Source organism: Streptococcus wuxiensis (assembly GCF_040888245.1).
In the GTDB taxonomy this organism is placed as follows: Bacteria; Bacillota; Bacilli; order Lactobacillales; family Streptococcaceae; genus Streptococcus; species Streptococcus wuxiensis.
This window is the reverse complement of record NZ_JBFNFE010000001.1, coordinates 483,425-505,840: the sequence shown is the minus strand read 5'-3', so window position 1 is coordinate 505,840 and position 22,416 is coordinate 483,425. Positions and strand designations below refer to the sequence as shown.

Genomic DNA, 22,416 nt, shown 5'->3' with positions numbered 1-22,416 from the left:
GCTTAACGACGTTTTTTCAATGCTTTATAAACAGCTAATGCTAAGTAATAGTCTACCATACTATGAATAATTGTACCAATACCAACCAGTACAAAGAGAACATAGAACATATTTTTTAGGTCTGTTCCTGTACTAGCATAAAAGATAATACAAGCAAAGACTTCGGCAATAGCGTGTACTAAACCTAGTACAAAGTTAAAAATCAAAGAAGATTTTGGATTATCTAAGGTTTGAGGATGTTTTTGCAGATAGAAGGCGCCCAAAGTGCCAAAAAAGATATGGGAGAAAGCTCGAAGTACAATGACAATTGGATAACCAGCCATGAGGAATCCTAGGCTAGAAGCTATAATGACAAAGATTGCCATCCAAGGAGAAAGAAACATAGCGATAAAGATTGCAACGTGGCTTCCTAGAGTGTAAGAAGCGGGCGGAATAACAATCTTGATGGGCATCACCAAAGGAATCAAAATAGCGATAGCGGTTAGCAATGCAGTTAAAGTCATGAATTGGGTTTTCTTTTGTGTATTCATAACAACTCCTTTTTAAGTGTATATACAGTTGTATAGTACACTAAATATTTTTCCCCGTCAAGAGAGAAATTGAATTTTGAAGGAAAAATAGTTAAAATAAAGTAAAGTATCTTAGTAAGAATAGAGAGTCAAGATGGTAGATATTCTTTATCCAATTTTTATCATTCATTACATATCTAAGCAGAAAAAAACAGGATTAAAAGTATCGAAATTTACAACGTTTACAGCCTATAGCTTTTTGATGATTTCTTTAATTCGAATTGCTTTTGGAGCCTTAGGGCTATTCATTTTCTCGATTCCCATTTTCGGGTTCCTCTATTTTGCTGTTATAGGTGAAATTCTTTTTCATATTAGCATCATTTATGGAATCATCTTACTATTCTTGTCATTATCACTTTTTTTAGACAGTCAAGAGAGTAATCAAGACATCCAGATCACGGAAAATACTCCATTCATATTTCATGTGTTAATGTTGATCTTTCATGCGCTCTTAATCTATAATACATTGGTACCAATCTTTTCCATTTACTGAGAAAATATTTAAATATTCTTCTCTAAGTGGCAGTAGAATTGAGGAAAAACTCAATTTTTTTAAAAAAAATACTTGCTTTGATAGAATTCTTGTGATATACTTATAAACGGTTTGAAAAAACTGCCTAAGACAGTAGGGGAGCAAGACTCATAAATATCCTACCGAGGACAAAACGTATCATGTAAAAAGAAGCGTATTGTACTTTCGTGTCTAGGTTTGGGCGCGTTTTTCTTTTGGAAAAATTCCCCAAGCAAAATAATTACGGAGGTGAACACACTAATGAGTGAAGCAATTATTGCTAAGAAAGCGGAACTAGTTGACGTAGTAGCTGAGAAAATGAAAGCTGCTGCATCAATCGTCGTTGTAGACGCTCGTGGTTTGACAGTTGAGCAAGATACAGTTCTTCGTCGTGAGCTTCGTGGAAGCGAAGTTGAGTATAAAGTTATCAAAAACTCAATCTTACGTCGTGCAGCTGAAAAAGCTGGTCTTGAAGATCTTGCATCTGTTTTTGTTGGACCATCTGCAGTAGCATTTTCTAACGAAGATGTTATCGCACCAGCGAAAATCTTGAACGACTTTTCTAAAAACGCTGAAGCACTTGAAATCAAAGGTGGTGCAATCGAAGGCGCTGTCGCATCAAAAGAAGAAATCGTTGCTCTTGCAACTCTTCCAAGTCGCGAAGGACTTCTTTCTATGCTCCTTTCTGTACTTCAAGCGCCAGTGCGCAACGTTGCTCTTGCAGTCAAAGCGGTTGCAGACAACAAAGAAGACGCAGCTTAATCATAAGCTACGCAGCGTAGCCTAGCTACAAAAAAATAACAAAATTAAATTTAAACTTATTTGGAGGAAATAACAATGGCATTGAACATTGAAAACATTATTGCTGAAATTAAAGAAGCTTCAATCCTTGAATTGAACGACCTTGTAAAAGCTATCGAAGAAGAATTTGGTGTAACTGCAGCTGCTCCTGTAGCTGTTGCTGCAGCTGGTGCTGCTGACGCTGGTGCTGCTAAAGACTCATTTGACGTTGAATTGACAGCTGCTGGTGACAAAAAAGTTGGCGTTATCAAAGTTGTACGTGAAATCACTGGTCTTGGACTTAAAGAAGCTAAAGAACTTGTTGATGGTGCACCAGGTGTCATCAAAGAAGGTGTTCCAACTGCAGAAGCTGAAGAAATCAAAGCTAAATTGGAAGAAGCTGGAGCTTCAGTTACTCTTAAATAATAGAGCGACTACATTTGTAGCTTAAAAACATGATTAAACCGCTATTCTTAGGAGTAGCGGTTTTTCTTTTTGTTCTAGAAGGGGCAAAAAAGGGAATGACGTTAGATTAGTATTTCTATTTTAGGTGAATTATTGGAGATTCCTTATGAAAAAAATTTACTTTTTAATTGCATTTTGTTATAATAGACGCAAGAAAGAATATCTTATCGGTAGATCTTAAGCGAGCCTGAGATAGTGAGAGTCAGGTGATTGAGTGATAAGTGTGGCGCTTTTGGTATTTTAATAAAGATAATGAAGTAATAAATTAGGGTGGAACCGCGTTTTTGACGCCCCTAGGTCACTTGACTTAGGAGCAAAGACACGGTTTTTTTGTATCCTGAGTCAGACTCAATCATATAGAAAAAAGGAGAAAACAATGTCTAAAAAATTGACTTTCCAGGAAATCATCCTTACTTTGCAACAATACTGGAATGACCAGGGTTGTATGCTGATGCAGGCTTATGATAATGAAAAGGGTGCAGGAACCATGAGTCCTTACACCTTCCTTCGTGCCATTGGGCCTGAACCATGGAATGCGGCTTATGTAGAGCCATCTCGTCGTCCAGCTGATGGTCGTTACGGGGAAAACCCAAATCGTCTCTACCAACACCACCAATTCCAAGTGGTTATGAAACCATCACCATCAAACATCCAAGAGCTTTACCTTGAGTCTTTGGAAAAATTGGGTATCAATCCATTGGAACACGATATCCGTTTTGTTGAAGATAACTGGGAAAACCCATCAACTGGTTCAGCTGGTCTTGGTTGGGAAGTGTGGCTTGATGGTATGGAAATCACTCAGTTTACATACTTCCAACAAGTCGGTGGTTTAGCAACTGGTCCCGTTACCGCCGAGGTCACTTATGGATTGGAACGTTTGGCTTCTTACATCCAAGAAGTAGACTCAGTTTACGATATTGAGTGGGCTCCAGGTGTTAAATACGGAGAAATTTTCCTTCAACCAGAATATGAGCATTCAAAATACAGCTTTGAAGTTTCTGACCAAGACATGCTTCTTGAAAACTTTGAAAAGTTTGAAAAAGAAGCTGGACGTGCTTTGGAATTAGGCCTTGTGCACCCAGCCTATGACTACGTTTTGAAATGTTCACATACCTTCAACTTGCTTGATGCTCGTGGAGCGGTATCAGTTACAGAACGTGCCGGTTACATTGCCCGCATCCGTAACTTGGCCCGTGTAGTAGCTAAAACTTTCGTCGCAGAACGTAAGAAACTCGGTTACCCACTTCTAGACGAAACCACACGCGCCAAACTCCTAGCAGAAGAGGAAGAATAAAAAAAGAGTTACAAGAATGGAAAAGGGGCGAACATAGTGAGCCCAAATGGAACCCAGAGGCAAGTCGGAGACTTGCTAAAGGGATAGGCGCCGCCGTACTGGTATATGGGGATTTTTGAAACGTGAGGTTCAAAAATCAGTTGGCTAAATCCACTTTGATGAGACTGTTGGAAATCTATGTCAAGAAAACAAAAGATTTCCCTACAGACTCACAAAGTTAGTTAGCGACGTCCCCAGTAACTAAGGTGCCTATCGGAAAAAGAATTTTGTAAAGGAAGAAACATGACAAAAAACTTATTAGTAGAACTAGGACTCGAAGAGTTACCAGCCTACGTTGTCACACCAAGTGAAAAACAACTCTGCGATAAAATGGCAGCCTTCTTGGATGACAACCGCCTTTCATATGAAGGGATTCAAACATTTTCAACTCCACGTCGTTTAGCTGTTCGTGTACTTGGTTTAGCAGACCAACAAACAGATTTGACTGAAGATTTTAAAGGACCTTCTAAGAAAATTGCTTTGGATGCAGAAGGAAATTTCTCTAAAGCTGCCCAAGGTTTTGTCCGTGGAAAAGGCTTGACTGTAGATGACATTGAATTCCGTGAAATCAAAGGTGAAGAATACGTCTATGTAACTAAGCATGAAGCTGGAAAACCAGCAGAAGAAGTTCTGACTGGAATTCCAGAAGTCTTGGCTAGCTTAAGTTTCCCTGTTAGCATGCGTTGGGCAAACAATACTTTTGAATATATCCGTCCAGTCCACACTTTGACAGTGCTTTTGGATGATGAAGCTCTTGAACTAGATTTCTTAGATATTCATTCAGGCAGAGTGAGTCGAGGACATCGCTTCCTTGGACATGAAGTTGAAATCCGTCATGCTGATAGTTACGAAGAAGACTTACGCAAAGTCTATGTCATTGCTGATAGTATTGAACGTGAAAATATGATTCGTGAACAAATTAAGGAAATTGAAGCAGAACAAGGCGTTCAAGTACAGATTGACGAAGGACTTTTAAACGAAGTCTTAAACTTGGTTGAATATCCAACCGCTTTTATGGGTAATTTTGAGCCTAAATACCTAGAAGTTCCAGAAGAAGTTTTAGTAACTTCAATGGAAACTCATCAACGTTATTTTGTAGTGCGTGATCTTGAAGGGAATCTAAAACCAAACTTCATTTCAGTTCGTAATGGAAATGCTGAACACTTGGAAAATGTCATTCGAGGAAATGAGAAAGTTTTGGTTGCCCGCTTGGAAGATGGAGAATTCTTCTGGCGTGAAGACCAAAAACTCAAGATTGAAGATTTAGTTGCTAAACTTTCACACGTTACCTTCCATGAAAAGATTGGATCACTTCGTGAACACATGATTCGTACAGGACAAATTGCTATACTGCTAGCTGAAAAAGCTGGTCTATCAGTTGATGAATCTATTGATCTTGCTCGTGCTGCAGCTATTTATAAGTTTGACCTCTTAACTGGTATGGTTGGTGAATTTGATGAGCTTCAAGGAATCATGGGTGAGAAGTATGCTCTTCTTGCTGGTGAAAATCCTACTATAGCGCAAGCCATTCGTGAACACTATCTTCCAGATTCAGCTGACGGAGCCCTTCCTGAATCTAAAGTAGGAGCTATTCTTGCACTAGCTGACAAATTAGATACTCTCTTATCTTTCTTTTCAGTTGGTTTGATCCCATCAGGTTCAAACGACCCTTATGCCCTCCGTCGTGCAACACAAGGGATTGTTCGTATCTTAGAAGAATTTGGTTGGAATATTCCAATGGACGAGTTGATTGCGAGCCTTTATGCTTTATCGTTTGATAGTTTAACCTACGATAACCAAGAAGAAGTGCTTAACTTCATCAAAGCTCGCGTTGATAAGATGATGGGTTCTACTGCAAAAGATATTAAAGAAGCTGTTTTAGCAAGTTCAAACTTTGTTGTTTCTGATATGATTGAAGCAGCAGAAGCTCTTTCAGAAGCTGCGAAAACTGAAGATTACAAATCATCAGTTGAGTCATTATCTCGTGCCTTTAACCTAGCAGAAAAGGCAGAAGGTTCAGTCAAAGTTGATGCAAGTCTCTTTGAAAATGAGCAGGAAAAAGAACTAGCTCAAGCTGTAGAAAGCTTAGAATTGAAAGGTTCAGCTAGTGATAAATTAGAGCAATTATTTGCTCTTAGTCCAGTTATTGATGCATTCTTTGACAATACCATGGTTATGGCAGAGGATATTGATGTTAAGAATAATCGTTTGGCTATTCTAGCTGAACTTGTCAATAAAGCAAAAACAGTGGCTGCTTTTAACCTTCTTAATACAAAATAGTAATTGAAAAATAGATTGGAGGTCCAAATATGACACCAGAAAAAATCGCTCGTATTAATGAACTTGCTAAGAAGAAAAAAACAGAAGGCTTGACTGCGGAAGAAAAAGTAGAACAAGCCAAACTTCGTGAAGAATACATCGAAGGCTATCGTCGTTCAGTTCGTCATCACGTTGAAGGAATCAAAATCGTCGATGAAGATGGTAATGATGTGACTCCTGAAAAACTTCGTCAAGTACAACGCGAAAAAGGTTTACACGGCCGTAGTCTTGATGATCCGAATTCATAAATAAAAAATTCTCGGTTTGTGTGTGCGAACCGAGATTTCTATTATAAAAAAGGAACCCAAAATGGTTCCTTTTTGTTAGTTATTAGTTACTTGCACCAGAAGTAGCATCAGCAGCTCCGTGACCACCATCACCATGTCCTCCAGCGTCAGATGCACCAGAAGTAGCATCGGCATCTCCGTGACCTCCAGCAGCAGGAGCAAAAGGTCCGCTACCGCCTACCAAACGTTGACCAGTTTCTTTCAAGTACCAGTCAAGCCATGGTTGGAAGTTAAAGACAATTTCATTGATACCAGCATATGATCCATCAGGATAGTACATAGCTTGGTAGTTGTGAGTATTGATAACACCTGCAGGTGAACCAGGAACAATTGTACGTACGTATTCTTGGTTGCCATTGCGAAGCGTACCAATAACCCATTCAACGTTTTTCATACGTGCAGGTGGAAGTGATCCGTGAACTGTTGACATACGGCTACCAGATTGAGGTGGTACACGTTTCGCAAACATTGTTTCTGGATCTTGGTGAGCGTTGTTGTAGTATAGGAATTGGTTGTTGTCATCAGCATATGTCAATTCAAAAGGCATAGCTTTCAAGAACATATCGATTTGGTTAACTGTAAGGATACCATGGTCAAGTTTAACGTATGTATCACCTGATACAGCTCCTGTGATTTCTGCAACTTTTTCTACCCATTGTGGATCATCAGGGTCAACTTCTGTAATAGTTGTGGCAATTGGTTTTCCACAATCCAAGTCTTCTGGTTCAATTGGTTTTGGTTTTTTCAAATTAGAAACGACTCCTACGTATTTGACAAAGTTATCTAAGCAAGTTTCAAGGAATTTAACAGTTCCTTCGTTAATAATATTTCCTTTTGCATCAAAAGCTTCTTTGGCTTTTCCAAGAAGGAACTCATTACCTGGTAATGTGTAGGCATTTACTCCTGGTGCATCAAGAATTTTACGAAGGTGAACTTGAGCACGTGAAGTTCCTTGATCGTAGTATGAAGCACCCACAATCATAACTGGTTTGTTTTCAAATGGATGAACTTCGTATGAAAGCCATTCAAGGACTGACTTAAGTGATGCAGAAATAGTGTGGTTGTGCTCTGGAGTAGCAATAATCACACCATCAGCTCGAGTGATTTTGTTGTAAAGAAGGCGCAACTGGAAGCTCTCGTCCCATTTTTCGTCTTGGTTAAACATTGGAACTTCATCGATTTCCAAAACTTCTAGTTCAAATTTAAATTTAAACTGACGTCGGATGAACTCCAAGAGTTTGCGGTTATATGATTGATCGTAGTTTGATCCAACAAGTCCAACAAATTTCATTCTTTCGATCTCCTATCTTACAAATTTTCCCAATCAAAATCTTCAGCATCTTTGCGAAGAAGCTCTTGTGCGTTACGCAATTTCTCAGTAACTTTAACAAAGATACGGAAGTCATCAAAGATGGCATCCAATTTCTTGATAACATCAAGATCTACCAAGTCACCATTTTGATCAAATGCTTGAAGAGAATGTGAAAGCAAGAATTCATCTGGGAGAACATTTGCTTTGATTTCAGGAGCATTAAGAATTTGACGAAGTTGCAATTGAGCACGTGATGAACCTAGTGTACCATATGAAGCACCTGTAATCATGACAGGTTTGTTCAAAAGCGGGAATACACCATATGAAATCCAAGCAAGAGCGCTCATAAGAACAGCTGGGATTGAGTGGTCGTATTCTGGAGTACCGATAATAACTCCATCAGCAGCTTCGATTTTAGCAGCGATTTCCGTAGCTTCAGCTGGGATTTGTTTGTCAGCTGGTTTGTTAAATACAGGTAGATCTTTAATTTCTACCAATTCGATTTCTGCTTTATCAGCAAAGTGTTTTTGCATATATTGAAGCAGTTGGCGATTTGTGGAACGTTTTGAGTTAGTTCCTACAATAGCAATAAGTTTAAGCATGGGCTTTCCTTTCTCTTTTTGCATTATTAATTATTTATCGTTGGATACCAGATGAACAAGCTAAGCGTCCATCTTTGTCAATGAGGATGGCTTCGATACCATCAATATTTTCGACTTGCCACATAATAGAGGCGCTACGTTCGCCAAATAATCGTGTGGTCCATATCTCGCCGTTAACAGAGCGGTCAGATATAATGGTTAAACTAGCTAGATCCGTTTCAATAGGATAGCCTGTTTCACTATCGAAAATGTGATGATAATCCTTGCCATTGATTTCAAGATGCCGTTCATAAATCCCAGATGTAACCACTGATTTTCCAGTAATAGATAAGGTCATCAGGTGATTACCGCGTGGATTATTTGGATCTTGAATGCCGATTTGCCACGGATGTCTATCTTTTGCTTGGTTGTTCCCAATTGTGAGGATGTTTCCTCCAAGATTGATAAGAGCAGAAGTGACGCCGTTTTCTTTTAAGAAGGCTGCAACCTTATCTGCACTGTACCCCTTCGCTAAACACCCTAAGTCAATTTTCATTCCCTTTTTTTCTAGGAAAACTGTAGAATTGACTGAATCGAGTTTAATAAAATGAGGGTCTATTAGTGCTAAGGCTGAAGCAATTTCTTCAGGGCTTGCAACCTTTGCATCGGAAAAACCGATACGCCAGGTTTGAACCAAAGGCCCTATACCAATATTGAGATGACTTTTAGGTGCTAGACTGTGTTCTAGACCTAATGAAATCAGCTCAAACAAATCAGGGTGGACTTTAACTGGGGCAATACCTGCCTGATAGTTAATTTCCATTAATTCAGATTCAGTACTGTTAGCATTGAAGCGGAATTCAAGTTCCTTTAGCAAATCAAAAGCTTGACGGAGAAGATTATCGGCTTGTTCATGTACTAAGGAAATAGTAATCGTAGTTCCCATTAATCGCTCAGATGATGAACTAAGAGGCAAAGAATCAACTCCCTTCAAATCACTCGGAAATAGCTACAAATCTTAAATTAAAAAGAAATTAAGAATTTATAATTTATTTCCATATAAATAGAATATCATAAAGTCAGCGTTTTCACAAATCATTTTTTACAAAAAGTCAAGAAATATGCTTAAAAAAATAAAAACAGCTCCAAATCAATGAGGACTCTTTGAAAACAAATTGATATATCTTTCAAAAACTTTCTTAAATAACATCAAACGGGTTAAAAGTCTTGAAAACGTTCACAGATAATGGTATACTTGAAAGGTAAATAAAAAAATAAAGGTAGGATTTATCTTATGAGTAAAATCGTAGTCGTGGGTGCTAACCACGCTGGAACTGCATGTATCAACACAATGTTGGATAACTTTGGAAACGAAAACGAAATCGTTGTATTTGACCAAAACTCAAATATTTCATTCCTTGGATGTGGAATGGCTCTTTGGATCGGTGAGCAAATCGACGGTCCTGAAGGCTTGTTCTACTCTGATAAAGAAACGCTTGAAGCTAAAGGTGCGAAAATTTACATGAACTCACCTGTACTTTCAATCGACTACGATAACAAAGTTGTAACTGCAGAGGTTGAAGGTCAAGAACACAAAGAGTCTTATGACAAATTGATCTTTGCGACTGGTTCAACTCCAATCTTGCCTCCAATCGAAGGTGTTGAAATCGTTAAGGGCAACCGCGAATTCAAAGCAACACTTGAAAATGTTCAATTTGTTAAGTTGTACCAAAACGCAGAAGAAGTTATCAACAAACTTGCTGACAAGAGCAAACACCTTGAGCGTATCGCTGTTGTAGGTGGTGGTTACATTGGTGTTGAGCTTGCTGAAGCTTTCGAACGTCTTGGAAAAGAAGTTGTCCTTGTTGATATCGTTGACACTGTATTGAATGGATACTATGACAAAGACTTCACACAAATGATGGCTAAAAACTTGGAAGACCACAACATCCGTTTGGCACTTGGTCAAACTGTTAAAGCTATCGAAGGTGAAGGAAAAGTTGAACGCTTGATCACTGACAAAGAAACATTTGATGTGGATATGGTTGTTCTTGCAGTTGGTTTCCGTCCAAACACTGCACTTGCTGATGGTAAGATAGAACTCTTCCGTAACGGTGCTTTCCTTGTTGACAAGAAACAAGAAACATCTATCCCAGGTGTATATGCAGTTGGTGACTGTGCGACTGTTTATGACAACGCTCGTAAAGACACTAGCTACATCGCTCTTGCATCAAACGCTGTTCGTACTGGTATCGTAGGTGCTTACAATGCTTGTGGACATGAGCTTGAAGGAATCGGTGTTCAAGGATCAAATGGTATCTCAATCTATGGTCTTCACATGGTTTCAACTGGTTTGACACTTGAAAAAGCAAAAGCTGCAGGTTACAATGCAACTGAAACTGGATTTAACGACCTTCAAAAACCAGAATTTATGAAACATGACAACTATGAAGTAGCTATCAAGATTGTCTTTGATAAAGATAGCCGTGAAATCCTTGGTGCTCAAATGGTATCTCGTGATTCAGCAATTAGCATGGGTATTCACATGTTCTCACTTGCTATTCAAGAACACGTTACAATTGATAAATTAGCATTGACAGACCTATTCTTCTTGCCACACTTCAATAAACCATACAACTACATCACAATGGCTGCACTTACAGCAGAAAAATAATTGATGATATGACAAAAAAAGTAACTTCAACTATTGAAGTTACTTTTTTATTTTAAGGTTAAGAAACCTCGTCTCTTGCTGGGAAAGTAAACCCTTCTCCAAGGATTTCGTGAGCTTCCGTGATAGTGATAAAGGCCATCGGATCAACTGTATGAATCATTTCTTTCATCTTGACAATTTCATTTCTTGCGACAATACAGTAAATAATCTTTAAGTCTTTTTGGCTATAGTAGCCTTGTCCTGAGATAAAGGTAACCCCACGACCGAGTTCTTCATTAATTTTATCAGCTAATTCCATCGGTTTTTGAGTGATAATCATAAATCCTTTTCCAGCATATCCACCCTCACCGATTAAGTCAATAACTCTTGAAACGATGAAGTCAAATAAGAGAGTATAGGTTACAAGACGTAGGTCTTGGAAGATGATTAAAATCAGCATCAGAATCAGAAAATCAAGTCCAAAAAGCAATTTTCCAACAGAGATATTGGTGTATTTATTAAGGATACGAGCGACGATATCAGTACCACCAGTTGTTCCACCCGCGTTGAAAATAACACCGAGTCCAACACCTAGGAGGACACCAGCTACTAAAGCAACCACAACCAAATCACCTTCAAGGTTAAACTGAAGAGGAATCTTCTCAAAGATAGCTAACCAGACGGAGACGGCAATGGTTCCAAGTAGACTGGAATATAGTGATCTTAGTCCAAATATTTTCCAAGCTAGTAGGAAGAGAGGGATATTAATCAAGATATTCATCAGCGAAATAGGGATGTCAAAGAGGTAATAGGTAATCAAGGTTATCCCTGTTGCTCCACCTTCGAACAAGTGATGTGGAACAACAAAATAAGTAAGTCCGAAGGCGAAGATAGCAGCTCCGAATATAATAGTTATAGTTGATTTAATATGCCGTAGCATTGAGCTCCCCTCCTATTTTTGTGTAAAAGTGAAGTAATAGTATTTTTAAAATAAGACTGATATTACAACTTCATGGATTCAATTTTCTCGGAATCAGGTGTAACACGAAGAGTTTTTTGACCGGTATAGGTAACAAAACCAGGTTTTCCACCAGTCGGTTTATTGAGTTTTTTAACCTCAATCATATCCACTTGAACGAGATTAGAAAGACGTCCTTTCGAATAGTAGGCTGCGAGTTCTGCAGCATCTGTCTTGACCTCGTCAGAAGGATTGAGGTTTCCTGAGATGACCACGTGGCTTCCTGGGATATCCTTAGCATGGAACCAAAGTTCCTCTTTGCGTGCAATTTTAAAGGTTAGTTCCTCGTTTTGAAGATTGTTTCGTCCAACGAGAATAATAGTTTTACCATCGCTAGCCAGATATTTCTCTGGCTTTTTACGCTTTTGAATTTTTTCGCGTTGGCGTCTTCTAATAAAGCCTGTTTGAATTAATTCTTCACGAATTTCAGCAATTTCATCTAGCCCAGCTTGGCTAAGAACTGTCTCTACACTTTCCAGATAGAGAATGGTAGCCTTTGTTTCTTCAATTAGATCAGTCAGGTATTTGACAGCCTCTTTTAACTTCTGATAACGTTTGAAGTATTTTTGAGCGTTTTGGTTTGGTGTTAAAGCTTTATCGAGAGAAATCGTGATAGGCTGATTGGTGTAGTAGTTATCTAAGACGACTTGGTCTTGGTCATTTGGAACTTGATGAAGAAAAGTCGTTAGTAATTCACCTTTTTGTCGGAATTCCTCAGCGTTTTCAGTAGCAAGCAGTTCTTTTTCTTGCTTCTTAAGCTTTTGACGATTTTTTTGTAGTTCATTTTCAACACGACGAATGAGTTCACTAGCCTGTTGTTTGACACGATCACGTTCTGCCTTATCTTTGTAAAAAACATCAAGAAGTTGAGATAAGCTTGAAAAATGTCCTTCAATTTTAGTTGAAAAAGGGACACAAGAAAAAGACTTATCAGTTAAGCAAGGCTTGGTTTCTTGCTTAAAAAAGTCACGAAAATTGGAAAGTCTATCATCAGTTAATAAATTCTCTAATTCAATTGCTGTATCACGGCCTAAACCTTGAAAGAGGCTTTGAAGGTTTTTAGCTGTCAATTCCTGTGTTTGTAGGATTTCAAAAAGTTTTTCATCCTTAATAGTAAAAGGATTGAGGGCCTCTGTACTTGGTGGGGCTATGTAAGTTGCACCAGGTAGGAGTGTACGGTAACTATTTTGAGAGAAACCAATGTGCTTGATAACCTCAAGAATTTTGTTGCTAGACTTATCTACGAGGAGGATATTACTATGTTTACCCATAATCTCAATGATAAGGGTGGCTTGAATATCGTCTCCAATCTCATTCTTGTTAGAAACAGTGATTTCAACGATTCGATCGTTTTCAATCTGCTCGATAGACTCGATAACAGCACCCTGTAAATATTTCCTTAAAACCATGATAAAGGTAGAAGGTTGAGCAGGGTTTTCAAAAGTCGTTTCTGTCAACTGGATGCGTCCAAAAACAGGATGAGCAGAAAGGAGCAGACGATGACTTTGGCGATTGCTACGGATTTGTAAGACCAACTCTTGATCAAAAGGTTGATTAATTTTTTGAATGCGACCGTTTAGTAGTTCAGCTCGCAATTCCTCAACCATGTGGTGTAAAAAAAATCCATCAAATGACATGGTTCTCTCCTTATGAATGTATTCCATAGTATTATATCAAAAAGGTAGAATAAAATCATAGAAATATGGTATAATAAAGCCAAGTAAAGAGAATCGAGAAACGCATGTATATTGAAATGGTAGATGAAACTGGTCAGGTTTCTAAAGAAATTTTAAAGCAAACTCAAGAAATTTTGGAATTTGCTGCTAAAAAAATTGGAAAAGAAGACAAGGAGATGGCAGTCACTTTTGTGACCAATGAACGCAGTCATGAACTCAATTTAGAGTTTCGTGCTACTGACCGTCCAACAGATGTCATCAGCCTTGAATACAAACCTGAATTAGAGATTACCTTTGACGAAGAGGATTTGGAAGAAGATCCTGACTTAGCAGAAATGATGTCAGAATTTGATTCTTATATCGGCGAGTTATTCATTTCAATTGATAAAGCGCATGAGCAAGCAGAAGAGTACGGTCATAGTTTCGAACGTGAAATGGGCTTTTTAGCTGTACACGGTTTTTTACACATAAACGGTTATGATCACTACACTCCGGAAGAAGAAGCGGAGATGTTCGGTTTACAAGAAGAAATTTTAACAGCCTATGGACTCACAAGACAATAAACGAAAATGGAAGAATCGTGACTTGCTCTCAAGTCTAGATTTTGCCCTGACAGGTATTTTTACTGCCATAAAAGAAGAGCGTAATATGAGAAAGCATGCAGTGACTTCTCTCTTAGTTCTACTTGCAGGCATTGTTTTTCAAGTTTCCAGAATTGAATGGCTCTTTCTCCTATTAAGCATTTTTTTAGTAATTGCTTTTGAGATTTTAAATTCTGCTATTGAAAATGTAGTGGATTTGGCTAGCCATTATCACTTCGATATGCTTGCAAAGAAGGCTAAAGACATGGCTGCAGGTGCAGTTCTTGTAGTGTCTTTATTTGCTGCAGTGACTGGACTTATCATTTTCATCCCTAGGATTTGGGATTTGCTATTTTAAACATTTATAGAGGTAACTATGACATTTAAATCAGGCTTCGTAGCTATTTTAGGACGTCCCAATGTCGGGAAGTCAACTTTTTTGAATCATGTCATGGGGCAAAAGATTGCCATCATGAGTGATAAGGCGCAAACAACGCGCAACAAGATTATGGGAATCTACACTACTGATAAGGAACAAATCGTCTTTATCGATACGCCAGGGATTCATAAACCTAAGACAGCCCTTGGAGACTTCATGGTGGAGTCAGCCTATAGCACTCTTCGAGAAGTCGATACGGTTCTCTTTATGGTGCCAGCAGATGAACCACGAGGCAAGGGCGACGATATGATCATCGAACGCCTCAAGGCTGCTAAAGTACCAGTCATTCTCGTGGTAAACAAGATTGACAAGGTGCACCCAGACCAACTTTTGGCGCAAATCGATGATTTCCGTAATCAGATGGACTTTAAGGAAATTGTACCGATTTCAGCTCTACAAGGAAATAATGTTTCGCGTTTGATCGATATTTTGAGCGGAAACTTAGAGGAAGGTTTCCAATATTTCCCGTCAGATCAAATCACCGATCACCCAGAACGTTTCCTAGTATCAGAGATGATTCGTGAAAAAGTGTTACACTTAACGCGTGAGGAAATTCCACACTCTGTTGCAGTAGTGGTTGATTCTATGAAACGAGATGAAGAGACTGACAAGGTTCATATCCGAGCAACCATTATGGTCGAGCGTGACAGCCAAAAAGGGATTATCATCGGTAAAGGCGGTGCCATGCTCAAGAAAATTGGTACCATGGCTCGCAAAGATATCGAACTCATGCTAGGAGACAAGGTCTTCCTAGAAACATGGGTCAAGGTCAAGAAAAATTGGCGCGATAAGAAATTAGATCTTGCCGATTTTGGTTACAACGAAAAAGAATATTAAGAAGAGGTGGGCAGGAGCCTGCTTCTTGTTTTTAGAGAAGGAGGAGCTATGCCTGAATTACCTGAGGTAGAAACAGTTCGGCGAGGTCTGGAAAAATTGATTCTGGGGAAGAAGATTTCAAACATTGACATTCGTTACCCCAAGATGATTAAAACTGATTTGCAGGAATTTCAGAAGGAAATGCCTGGTCAAGTCATTCAAACAATGGGACGTCGTGGCAAGTATCTACTTTTCTATTTATCCGACAAAATTCTAATCTCTCACTTGAGAATGGAAGGCAAGTATTTTTATTACCCAGACCAAGTTCCAGAACGTAAACACGCCCATGTTTTGATTCATTTTGAGAATGGTGGTACTTTGGTGTACGAGGATGTTCGTAAGTTCGGAACTATGGAGTTGCTTGCTCCTGAGCTTTTAGAAGCTTACTTTATTTCAAAAAAACTTGGTCCGGAACCGACTGAGAAGGATTTTGATTTAGGGAGTTTTAAACTTGCCTTGAAAAAATCTAAAAAACCAATCAAATCGCATCTTCTCGACCAGACTTTGGTTGCAGGGTTGGGAAATATCTATGTTGATGAAGTTCTTTGGAGAGCGAAAGTCCATCCTTCTAGAACCTCTAATAGTTTAACAGCACAAGAGGCTAGAAAAGTCCATGATGAAACGATCAATGTTTTAGGTCAGGCGGTTGAAAAGGGTGGTTCAACAATTCGTACTTATACCAATGCATTTGGAGAAGATGGCACTATGCAGGAATTCCATCAAGTATACGACAAGGCGGGTCAAGCTTGTTCGCGTTGTGAAACCATCATCGAAAAAATTCAACTAGGTGGTCGTGGAACTCACTTTTGTCCTAAGTGTCAAAGGAGGAAGTGATGGGAAAAATAATCGGAATTACTGGTGGTATTGCGTCAGGGAAGTCCACTGTCACAGAATTTTTAAGACAAAAAGGGTTTCAAGTTGTAGATGCGGATGCAGTCGTCCACCAACTACAAAAACCTGGTGGACGACTCTATCAGGTTTTAGTGGAGCATTTTGGGGAGAAGGTACTTCTTGAAAATGGTGAACTGAATCGCCCCTTACTTGCTAGTCTTATTTTTTCAAATCTTGAAGAGCAAGAATGGTCTAAGAGAACCCAAGGTGAGATTATTCGTGAGGAGTTAGCTGCATTACGAAATCAGTTTGCTCAGACAGAAGCTCTCTTTTTCATGGATATCCCCCTACTTTTTGAGCAAGACTATGCTTCATGGTTTGACGAAACTTGGCTAGTCTATGTAAATCGTGATGTTCAATTGGAGCGATTAATGAAACGGGACCAAATCTCAAAAGAAGCAGCTGAATCCCGTTTAAACTCTCAATGGCCTTTAGAAAGAAAAATTAGTCTGGCTAGTCACAGTCTAGATAATAATGGGAATCAGGAACAGTTGATAACTCAAGTAGTTCAGTTGTTTGAAGAAATGTGTCTATAAATTAACATTGTTAGGAAGGAGAATTTTGGTATTGTTTGTTCAAATCATCTTAGATTGAAATAGTATCAAATACAAAAAATCTAGTGCGTGTAAAAATTAATCTAAAATGCTCCTCTTGTGGCAGCATGAATTATCTAACCAGTAAGAACTCCAAAACACATCCAGATAAGATTGAAGTCTTAAAGTATTGTCCCAAAGAAAGAAAAGTGACTCTACATCTTGAATCTAAGTAGAAATTATGGTAGAATAATAGGGATTTTAAGGAGTTTGATATGTATAACCTATTATTAACCATTTTATTAGTATTATCTGTTGTGATTGTGATTGCAATTTTTATGCAACCAACTAAAAATCAATCTAGCAATGTATTTGATGCCAGCTCAGGTGATTTGTTTGAACGTAGCAAAGCGCGTGGTTTTGAAGCCGTAATGCAACGTTTGACAGGAATCTTAGTCTTTTTCTGGCTAGCCATTGCCTTAGCATTGACGGTATTATCAAGTAGATAAGAAAATAATGGGCGAGACTAGGTCTTTGCCTATTTTTATTTTTGAAAGAAATAAGGTTTTACACCAAAAAAATTTAACAATCTAGAAAGAAAACATGAAAGATAGAATAAAAGAATATTTAAAAGAAAAGGGGCGAGTCACTGTCAATGACTTGGCTCAAGCCCTTGGAAAGGATGCTTCCAAGGACTTTCGAGAGCTTATTAAAACCTTGTCCCTGATGGAAAGAAAGCACCAAATTCGCTTTGAAGAAGATGGTAGTCTTACCTTGGACCAAAAGAAGAAACACGAGATTACTCTTAAAGGAATTTTCCATGCCCATAAAAATGGCTTCGGCTTTGTTAGTCTTGAAGGCGAGGAAGACGATCTTTTTGTAGGGAAAAATGATGTTAACTATGCCATTGATGGCGATACTGTTGAAATTGTAATCAAGAAGGTTGCGGATCGTCAAAAAGGAACTGCAGCTGAAGCTAAGATTATCGATATTTTAGAACACAGTTTGACGACGGTTGTTGGTCAAATCGTTCTTGATGAGGAAAAACCCAAGTATGCAGGTTACATCCGTTCAAAAAATCAAAAGATTAGTCAACGAATCTACGTTAAGAAGCCAGCTATTCAATTGGACGGCACAGAAGTTCTCAAGGTCTTTATCGACAAGTACCCAAGTAAGAAACACGACTTCTTTGTAGCTAGTGTCCTAGATGTGGTTGGACATTCCACAGATGCAGGGATTGATGTCCTCGAGGTCTTGGAGTCAATGGACATTGTATCTGAGTTTCCAGAGGCTGTTCTTAAAGAAGCAGAGAGTGTTCCGGATGCACCATCTGAGAAGAATCTGGAAGGTCGTCTGGACTTAAGAGATGAAATTACCTTTACCATTGATGGAGCTGATGCAAAAGACTTGGATGATGCTGTTCATATCAAACCATTGAAAAATGGAAATATCGAACTAGGTGTTCACATTGCCGATGTCTCCTACTATGTGACAGAGGGTTCTGCTCTTGACAAGGAAGCTCTCAATCGTGCGACCTCTGTCTATGTGACAGACCGTGTAGTTCCAATGCTGCCAGAGCGCCTCTCAAACGGAATCTGTTCTCTTAACCCTCAAGTGGACCGCTTGACTCAATCTGCTATTATGGAGATTGATAAAAATGGTCGTGTTCGTAATTATACGATTACACAGACTGTTATCAAGACCAGTTTTCGTATGACTTATAGTGATGTGAATGACATTTTAGCTGGTGACGAGGAGAAGAGACAAGACTATAAGAAAATTGTTCCTAGTATCGAACTTATGGCCAAACTCCATGAGACTTTGGAAAGTATGCGAATCAAGCGTGGTGCTTTAAATTTTGATACCAATGAAGCTAAGATTTTGGTAGATAAAAAAGGCAAGCCAGTTGATATCGTACTTCGTCATCGTGGTGTTGCTGAACGTATGATTGAGTCCTTTATGTTGATTGCTAACGAAACAGTTGCCGAGCACTTCAGCAAGCTGGACCTACCTTTTATCTATCGTATCCATGAGGAACCTAAAGCTGAAAAAGTTCAGAAATTTATTGATTATGCTTCAAGTTTTGGTTTGCGAATTTATGGGACTGCCAGTGAGATAAGTCAGGAAGCTCTCCAAGACATCATGAGTACTGTTGAGGGAGAGCCATATGCGGATGTATTGTCTATGATGCTTCTGCGTTCGATGCAACAGGCTCGTTATTCTGAGCATAATCACGGTCACTATGGATTAGCTGCAGACTACTACACTCACTTTACCAGCCCAATTCGTCGTTATCCTGACCTTCTTGTTCACCGGATGATTCGTGACTATGGACGTTCTAAGGATGTAGCAGATCATTTTGAACAGGTCATTCCAGAGATTGCTACCCAGTCTTCCAACCGTGAGCGCCGTGCTATCGAGGCAGAGCGTGAAGTCGAAGCTATGAAAAAAGCTGAGTACATGGAAGAGTATGTTGGTGAAGAGTATGATGCAGTTGTTTCAAGTATCGTTAAATTTGGTCTTTTTGTTGAATTGCCAAATACAGTCGAAGGCTTAATTCACATCACAAATCTGCCTGAATTTTACCACTTTAATGAACGCGATTTAACCCTCCGTGGGGAGAAATCAGGAATTACTTTCCGAGTTGGACAGCAGATCCGTATCCGTGTTGAAAGAGCGGATAAGATGACTGGCGAGATCGATTTTTCCTTCATTCCAAGTGAATTTGATGTCATTGAAAAAGGTTTGAAAGGTTCTGGTCGTAAGGATAGAGGGCGTCGTTCAGATAAGAAAGAAGACAAAAGAAAATCTGGTCGCTTAGGTGATAAGCGCAAGCATTCTCCAAAAGACAAGAAGAAAAAAAGCAAGAAACCTTTTTATAAGGAAGTAGTAAAGAAAGGAGCCAAGAATGGCAAAGGGCGTGGGAAAGGTCGTCGCGCAAAATAAAAAGGCGCACCACGACTATACAATCGTAGATACGCTAGAAGCAGGAATGGTCCTGACAGGAACTGAGATCAAGAGTGTGCGAGCAGCCCGCATCAATCTGAAAGATGGGTTTGCCCAAGTGAAAAATGGGGAAGTTTGGCTGAGCAATGTGCATATTGCACCCTATGAAGAAGGAAATATCTGGAATCAGGAACCCGAACGTCGTCGTAAACTCCTGCTCCATAAGAAACAAATCCAGAAATTAGAGCAAGAAACAAAAGGGACGGGGATGACCTTGGTTCCTCTTAAAGTTTATATCAAAGATGGCTATGCCAAATTACTTTTAGGACTTGCAAAAGGGAAACATGATTACGATAAACGTGAGTCTATCAAACGCCGTGAGCAAGATCGTGATATTGCGCGTGTGATGAAAGCTGTTAACCATCGATAGAAAGAGTGAAGAATATGGAAAAACTAGTTGCTTACAAACGCATGCCTGTCTGGAATAAAGACACCATGCCAGAAGCTGTTCAAAGAAAACACAATACTAAGGTCGGAACCTGGGGCAAGATTACCGTATTAAAAGGGACTCTTAAGTTTATTGAGTTGACTGAAGACGGGGAAGTTATAGCCGAGCACCTCTTTGAAGCAGGTGCTGATAACCCTATGGCGCAACCTCAAGCTTGGCACAGAGTAGAAGCTGCCACAGATGATGTGGAATGGTACTTGGAATTTTATTGTAAAGCAGAGGATTATTTCCCTAAAAAATACAATAGCAATCCAGTTCATTCGGAAGTCTTAGAAGCTATGGATACAGTAAAACCATGTAAGGCACTAGACCTAGGATGTGGTCAAGGAAGAAATGCACTCTTTCTAGCTCAACATGGATTTGATGTCACAGCTGTAGATCAAAATGAGATATCTCTTGAAATCTTGAAAAGCATTGTGGAGCAAGAAGATTTAGAAATGCCTGTCGGTATCTACGATATCAATTCAGCTAGCATTGGACAAACTTATGATTTTATCGTATCAACGGTTGTTCTTATGTTTTTACAAGCAGATCGCATTCCGGCTATTATTCAAAACATGCAGGAACAGACCACGGTCGGTGGTTATAATCTTATAGTTTGTGCCATGGACACGGAGGATTATCCTTGCTCAGTGAACTTCCCATTTACCTTTAAAGAAGGGGAATTGGCAGACTACTACAAAGACTGGGAATTGATCAAGTACAATGAAAATCCTGGCCATCTCCACCGTCGTGATGAAAACGGAAATCGTATCAAACTACGCTTTGCAACCATGTTAGCTAAAAAAGTAAAATAAATGTATAAAAGGAATAGAGAGCAGTCGTTTTCTATTCCTTATTTGTTACCCTAATAAGAAAGGGAAATCTCAATTTATGCTATACTAGAAGTAGGAGAAGTCGATGAAATTAAACAGAATTGTGATAGTTTTAAAACGATTCTGATCGACCACTATTCTTTCAGACTTTTTTGTCTAGGAGGTCTTAAGATGACTAGTCTTTTAATTGAACTATACGACCGTCATACCATTGAAAAAAATGTCTACCAAGCTTTTGTCAGTGATTGTGATGAGATTCTATACCTTTCTACAAGAAAAATTGCTGAGGAAGATAAGCTATCCTTGAAGCATTTTCTAATGGAACAAGTTCCACACTTAAAACAAGTACATTTTCGACAATTTCGCCTAGAAAAAATCTGCCAGGAATTAGACGTGTTTATCAATGATTTTGAGACAGTGACCATCGATGTTTTTGGTGGAGATAATCTATTAGCGATAGTTCTATATCAGTATGGTTTGGAGAAAGGTATTCCCATTATTGCTATGGATGTAGAACAAGGAATGCAGTATGCCTGGGAAAGGGATAAGATTTATGATAAAAATTTAGAGATTCCTAGTTTATCCATTGAACAATTGATAGCTTTACGTGGTGGAAAAGTCCTTAAATCAAGAAGGCCTCAGCATTCTAATAAGCAAGTACTAGCTATAAAAAAACTGGCCAAATATGCTATCGAAAATCCTGAAAAATGGTATCAGATTACCCAATTCTTTGCACTGGCAAAAACAAATGATTTTCACGCTGAAACAGCAAAAGTTTTAAAGAGTAATAGAAAAATTTATTCTTACCCCAGTAGCTTGATTCCTTTGTTCACAAAAGCTAATTTATTGAAAGTAGAAGAGGAAACAACGGATACTGTCACTTATACATTCCCAACACCAGAAGCACATCTGTTATGTCGAACTAAAGGGCATATTTTAGAATTGTATATCTATTTACTAGCTCTCGAGTCGGAGTATTTTAATGAATGTATGATTGGTACTGAAATTGACTGGAATGGGATTTTTCCTGAGGCTGACAATGTTCAAAATGAGATTGATGTTATTCTTCGTAAAGGTCACTCTGTAGTTTTCATTTCTTGTAAAATGACTGATCTAGCAGTTGAAGCTATTAACGAACTTGAAGTATATGCCAATCATTTTGCGGGTGACAATTGTTTGAAGATGATTGTTTGCTCAGGCAAGATTAACCCCGTTTACAGTCATCGTTGTCAAGAATATGGTGTAATGGTGATAAAGCAGGATCAAATACAGAATCTTATTCCCATGTTACGGAAATATATTCGAAAACATATGAAATAGTTG

23 protein-coding genes and 1 other annotated feature are annotated in these 22,416 nt (G+C 38.8%); of the genes, 17 read left to right on the top strand and 6 right to left on the bottom strand.

What is annotated here, in order from left to right; all coding sequences use genetic code 11:
* Nucleotides 1-2: 2 nt before the first annotated feature.
* A complete protein-coding gene (locus AB2B47_RS02470; RefSeq protein ID WP_006151808.1) occupies nucleotides 3-530 on the bottom strand; it encodes an ECF transporter S component in 528 nt (175 codons plus the stop codon).
* 637 nt (nucleotides 531-1,167) lie between these two features.
* Nucleotides 1,168-1,303: a sequence feature (ribosomal protein L10 leader region), on the top strand.
* A gap of 38 nt (nucleotides 1,304-1,341) precedes the next feature.
* Between AB2B47_RS02470 and rplJ the strand changes: the two genes are divergently transcribed.
* From rplJ to AB2B47_RS02445, 5 genes are all read left to right on the top strand, one after another.
* Nucleotides 1,342-1,842, top strand: coding sequence for a 50S ribosomal protein L10 (gene rplJ, locus AB2B47_RS02465; protein ID WP_006152070.1), 501 nt, complete (start codon nucleotides 1,342-1,344; stop codon nucleotides 1,840-1,842).
* Between the two features lie 75 nt (nucleotides 1,843-1,917).
* A complete protein-coding gene (rplL, locus tag AB2B47_RS02460; RefSeq protein WP_001196964.1) occupies nucleotides 1,918-2,286 on the top strand; it encodes a 50S ribosomal protein L7/L12 in 369 nt (122 codons plus the stop codon).
* 415 nt (nucleotides 2,287-2,701) lie between these two features.
* Nucleotides 2,702-3,619 carry a glycine--tRNA ligase subunit alpha gene (gene glyQ / locus AB2B47_RS02455; RefSeq protein WP_320693542.1) on the top strand — a complete coding sequence of 306 codons (918 nt, stop codon included), beginning with the start codon at nucleotides 2,702-2,704 and terminating at the stop codon, nucleotides 3,617-3,619.
* Between the two features lie 282 nt (nucleotides 3,620-3,901).
* On the top strand, nucleotides 3,902-5,938 hold the full coding sequence (gene glyS, locus AB2B47_RS02450; RefSeq protein WP_320693541.1) for a glycine--tRNA ligase subunit beta: 2,037 nt from the start codon (nucleotides 3,902-3,904) through the stop codon (nucleotides 5,936-5,938).
* A gap of 29 nt (nucleotides 5,939-5,967) precedes the next feature.
* Complete coding sequence (locus AB2B47_RS02445; protein ID WP_070678121.1) at nucleotides 5,968-6,225, top strand: DUF896 family protein; 258 nt, start codon at nucleotides 5,968-5,970, stop codon at nucleotides 6,223-6,225.
* Between the two features lie 82 nt (nucleotides 6,226-6,307).
* Here the strand turns inward: AB2B47_RS02445 and AB2B47_RS02440 are convergent, their stop codons facing one another.
* Genes AB2B47_RS02440 through AB2B47_RS02430 form a run of 3 tightly spaced genes read right to left on the bottom strand, consistent with a single transcriptional unit; the run spans nucleotide 6,308 to nucleotide 9,133 of the window.
* On the bottom strand, nucleotides 6,308-7,555 hold the full coding sequence (locus tag AB2B47_RS02440; protein ID WP_320693540.1) for an NAD(P)H-dependent oxidoreductase: 1,248 nt from the start codon (nucleotides 7,553-7,555) through the stop codon (nucleotides 6,308-6,310).
* Between the two features lie 17 nt (nucleotides 7,556-7,572).
* Entirely contained in the window at nucleotides 7,573-8,178 is a 606-nt protein-coding gene (locus AB2B47_RS02435) for an NADPH-dependent FMN reductase (protein ID WP_004252640.1), read from the bottom strand.
* Between the two features lie 34 nt (nucleotides 8,179-8,212).
* Nucleotides 8,213-9,133, bottom strand: a complete 921-nt coding sequence (locus AB2B47_RS02430; protein WP_006152062.1) for an FAD:protein FMN transferase — start codon at nucleotides 9,131-9,133, stop codon at nucleotides 8,213-8,215.
* A 318-nt stretch (nucleotides 9,134-9,451) separates the two neighbouring features.
* On the opposite strand from AB2B47_RS02430, the gene nox reads away from it, so the two are divergent.
* The gene (gene nox, locus AB2B47_RS02425) at nucleotides 9,452-10,831 is read left to right on the top strand and encodes a H2O-forming NADH oxidase (protein ID WP_006151987.1); all 1,380 of its coding nucleotides are present in this window, start codon (nucleotides 9,452-9,454) and stop codon (nucleotides 10,829-10,831) included.
* A gap of 58 nt (nucleotides 10,832-10,889) precedes the next feature.
* Here nox and AB2B47_RS02420 read toward each other — a convergent pair whose 3' ends face one another.
* Together AB2B47_RS02420 and AB2B47_RS02415 are read right to left on the bottom strand one after the other, a co-directional pair.
* Nucleotides 10,890-11,750, bottom strand: a complete 861-nt coding sequence (locus AB2B47_RS02420) for a YitT family protein (protein ID WP_006151739.1) — start codon at nucleotides 11,748-11,750, stop codon at nucleotides 10,890-10,892.
* 62 nt (nucleotides 11,751-11,812) lie between these two features.
* Nucleotides 11,813-13,465, bottom strand: coding sequence for an Rqc2 family fibronectin-binding protein (locus tag AB2B47_RS02415; protein WP_320693539.1), 1,653 nt, complete (start codon nucleotides 13,463-13,465; stop codon nucleotides 11,813-11,815).
* Nucleotides 13,466-13,569: 104 nt separating this feature from the next.
* On the opposite strand from AB2B47_RS02415, the gene ybeY reads away from it, so the two are divergent.
* From ybeY to AB2B47_RS02360, 11 genes are all read left to right on the top strand, one after another.
* Entirely contained in the window at nucleotides 13,570-14,067 is a 498-nt protein-coding gene (gene ybeY / locus AB2B47_RS02410) for an rRNA maturation RNase YbeY (protein ID WP_006151504.1), read from the top strand.
* A complete protein-coding gene (locus AB2B47_RS02405) occupies nucleotides 14,048-14,443 on the top strand; it encodes a diacylglycerol kinase family protein (protein WP_004252647.1) in 396 nt (131 codons plus the stop codon). Before ybeY ends, AB2B47_RS02405 begins: the two co-directional genes overlap by 20 nt.
* A gap of 18 nt (nucleotides 14,444-14,461) precedes the next feature.
* Nucleotides 14,462-15,361: a GTPase Era gene (gene era / locus AB2B47_RS02400; RefSeq protein WP_254724276.1), complete on the top strand. Its 900-nt coding sequence runs from the start codon at nucleotides 14,462-14,464 to the stop codon at nucleotides 15,359-15,361.
* Between the two features lie 48 nt (nucleotides 15,362-15,409).
* Nucleotides 15,410-16,234 carry a DNA-formamidopyrimidine glycosylase gene (gene mutM / locus AB2B47_RS02395; protein ID WP_320693538.1) on the top strand — a complete coding sequence of 275 codons (825 nt, stop codon included), beginning with the start codon at nucleotides 15,410-15,412 and terminating at the stop codon, nucleotides 16,232-16,234.
* Nucleotides 16,234-16,827, top strand: a complete 594-nt coding sequence (coaE, locus tag AB2B47_RS02390) for a dephospho-CoA kinase (protein WP_320693537.1) — start codon at nucleotides 16,234-16,236, stop codon at nucleotides 16,825-16,827. Before mutM ends, coaE begins: the two co-directional genes overlap by 1 nt.
* Nucleotides 16,828-16,910: 83 nt before the next feature.
* The gene (gene rpmG, locus AB2B47_RS02385; RefSeq protein WP_007519517.1) at nucleotides 16,911-17,060 is read left to right on the top strand and encodes a 50S ribosomal protein L33; all 150 of its coding nucleotides are present in this window, start codon (nucleotides 16,911-16,913) and stop codon (nucleotides 17,058-17,060) included.
* Between the two features lie 39 nt (nucleotides 17,061-17,099).
* Nucleotides 17,100-17,333 (top strand): preprotein translocase subunit SecG, encoded by a 234-nt coding sequence (secG, locus tag AB2B47_RS02380; RefSeq protein WP_000282517.1) that lies wholly within the window; start codon nucleotides 17,100-17,102, stop codon nucleotides 17,331-17,333.
* 94 nt (nucleotides 17,334-17,427) lie between these two features.
* Nucleotides 17,428-19,770, top strand: a complete 2,343-nt coding sequence (gene rnr / locus AB2B47_RS02375) for a ribonuclease R (RefSeq protein WP_320693536.1) — start codon at nucleotides 17,428-17,430, stop codon at nucleotides 19,768-19,770.
* Nucleotides 19,733-20,200, top strand: a complete 468-nt coding sequence (smpB, locus tag AB2B47_RS02370; protein ID WP_235084073.1) for an SsrA-binding protein SmpB — start codon at nucleotides 19,733-19,735, stop codon at nucleotides 20,198-20,200. The genes rnr and smpB overlap by 38 nt, the downstream gene beginning before the upstream one ends.
* Before the next feature lie 14 nt (nucleotides 20,201-20,214).
* Nucleotides 20,215-21,075, top strand: a complete 861-nt coding sequence (gene tehB / locus AB2B47_RS02365; RefSeq protein WP_320693535.1) for an SAM-dependent methyltransferase TehB — start codon at nucleotides 20,215-20,217, stop codon at nucleotides 21,073-21,075.
* A 189-nt stretch (nucleotides 21,076-21,264) separates the two neighbouring features.
* Nucleotides 21,265-22,413, top strand: coding sequence for a PDDEXK family nuclease (locus AB2B47_RS02360; protein ID WP_320693534.1), 1,149 nt, complete (start codon nucleotides 21,265-21,267; stop codon nucleotides 22,411-22,413).
* The last annotated feature ends 3 nt before the right edge of the window (nucleotides 22,414-22,416 follow it).